Origin of the sequence: Endozoicomonas atrinae (genome assembly GCF_001647025.1) — a bacterium.
Classification (GTDB): Bacteria; Pseudomonadota; Gammaproteobacteria; order Pseudomonadales; family Endozoicomonadaceae; genus Endozoicomonas; species Endozoicomonas atrinae.
Genome location: NZ_LUKQ02000466.1, coordinates 1 through 2,240 on the forward strand (window position 1 = coordinate 1; position 2,240 = coordinate 2,240).

A 2,240-nucleotide genomic window follows, 5' to 3' on the forward strand; every position below is an offset into this window, starting at 1 on the left:
CTGGTTGATGGCGTACTGTTCATCGGCGTAACCGGGTACTTTGGTGCCGTGGCCAATTGACTCAAACTTGTTCTGGTAAACCCTGCCGTCCGATCCGATGTACATGGTGATCCTCCCTGACCCTGTGGATTAATACTCGTAATCAAACGACTCGCGGTAATTCCATTTACCGTTGTTTTCGTAGGTCTGCACCAGTCCGTTCTGCCAACGGTTCGCCGCCTGGTTAAACACCTGGTTCTGGGCTTGCAGTTTCATCTCGTCCTGCTTGAAGCCATAACCCAGATCGTACTGACGGGCGGCTTCATTGAGCTGGTCGTACTTGATCTTATTGTCGGTGAACATATCCGCTGCCAGTTTGTAGACACTGGCCGCACTGCTCAGGCCATCGGTGGCGGTTTTGGCGGTATCCAGCCCCAGCTCCGCCACATCGAGGTTGCGGTTCCAGCTCTCCTCTCTGGCGGTGTCCCGCACCTGATTCTGGATGGCCGAGAGTCCCGCTGCCTTGTGCAGGGCGTTACTGGTACCAAAACCCGCAAACCGTGCCGAATTGGGATTTACGCCCATCCGGCGCATGTCCCGTTCGTACTCCGACTGTTGCAGGTCGGCGTTGGCCTGATAGTCGCTGGTCGCCTCCCCCAACCGGCTCTCAAGCTGGGCGTCCGACACCGTGGCGTTGTCGCCCAGGTACTGGAAGTTGGGCTGGTAGTTGTCGAACACATCAAACAGTTTGTCGCCGTAGTCTTTGAGTTTGTCTGCCACATCGGTGGCCGCGTCGATATTGAGCTGGTAACGCTGCTCGCTGTCGTCGTAGGCGTAACGTGGGGCAATGTCCGGCAGCCCGTAACCGTTGCTGCTGTTGCGGTTGTTGCTGCTCCCCAGAGAGAAGGTATTGAAGCTCCCCATCTGGTCCAGACTTTTCTGGTAAGCGCTGTTGCCGGTCAGGCCATAGCTCATGCCAGAGTCCGGTATTCCCCGACGGGTGAATCCCTGTGAACGTGTCATTCCCATGGTGAGTCTCCTGTTTATTCGCCCGTGGCCGTTTATTCGCCGGTAGCCGTCCAGTGGATAATGGCGTCGGATACACTGACATCGGTGGCACCGAGGTCGTAAGCGGTGGTGTCCCAGTAGAAGTGGTTCAGGGGGGCATCACTCACTGGCTGTGCCCGCTGATAATAGATGGTGGCCGCAATGTCGCGGATATGAACATAAGCCAGGCTGGTAGGAACGTAGTTTGGCTCGTAAAAACTGCCAGCCTGTGACTGTCCGTCATATCCGGCCCTTTCTGCCCAGAGTTCCACTTCCGGGTAGATATTGCCGTCTTTGTGAACCACATCCTCCCAGCGCATGGAAATATCGGTAAACCGGGTGACTTCCCACGTTTCTTTGAAGTAGTCATCGGACGTGGTTTTCTCGTAGGTGTTGTATTCGCCCCGATCATTGGGGAGTCGCACTCTGGCCCGTCCTTTTACCTTATCCTGCCCCCAGGCTTTGCTGTCATAGCGATAAAGGTTTCTGACCTCCAGCCGTATATCCACCTTGGCGAAATACAAAATCCGGTTGATCTCCCACCCCGAACCGATTTCCGGGTTACCAATAGATAAGGTGTGCCGGAAGGTCTGGGCTGAACCGGAAGGGCTGAGGGTTTTCTGGTAGGGGTTAGCGATCTTGTTCTCATCCCGGTAGTCGTAGGTAACGCTGCCGCTGTTGAACGTACCCTCACGGTCTTCCGCTAAAAAATACAGACCCACCTCATAACTGCCCTGGCTCATGGTCTGGCTGAGTTCGATGTCGTGGGTAGTGAACTGGTCGATGTCCACCGCCACCGTTTCCCCGTCGAACCACTCCCCCCATTGCTGCCGATACCGGAGGGTCACGGTCACCTTACGGTTCTGCCAGGTGCCGCCACTGCCGGTGGAACGCTGGCTGGCAACCCGCCCTTTCAGAATGACCTTTTTCACCTGGTCCACACCGCCCCTGGTAAAGGTGGTGGTATTGCTGGCCCCCTGGTAAAGGGCGTTCCTGACCTCCGTCTTGCTGCCATCCGCCAGCAGCAATCGGGCATAGGGTTTGAACACCCACGCCCCTTCGATGGCGCCGTGAGGCATCGGGGATGAGTGATACCAATCGCATTTTCTAAATCCTTAAGCTGCCGCCAACTATGCTTAGGCATCATTACCATGCATTATCTAGAACAGATGTCTCGTCGACCACAGCTACCCGAAGGTTTTAATGATGTTGAT

General features: G+C 55.7%; 2 protein-coding genes. Both read right to left on the reverse strand.

The genetic code is table 11. From position 1 onward, the window contains the following. Window positions 1-129: 129 nt before the first annotated feature. Window positions 130-1,008, reverse strand: a complete 879-nt coding sequence (locus AK963_RS27965) for a hypothetical protein (protein ID WP_066018588.1) — start codon at window positions 1,006-1,008, stop codon at window positions 130-132. Between the two features lie 32 nt (window positions 1,009-1,040). Further along, window positions 1,041-2,075 carry a hypothetical protein gene (locus AK963_RS27970; RefSeq protein WP_139117730.1) on the reverse strand — a complete coding sequence of 345 codons (1,035 nt, stop codon included), beginning with the start codon at window positions 2,073-2,075 and terminating at the stop codon, window positions 1,041-1,043. Window positions 2,076-2,240 lie beyond the last annotated feature (165 nt).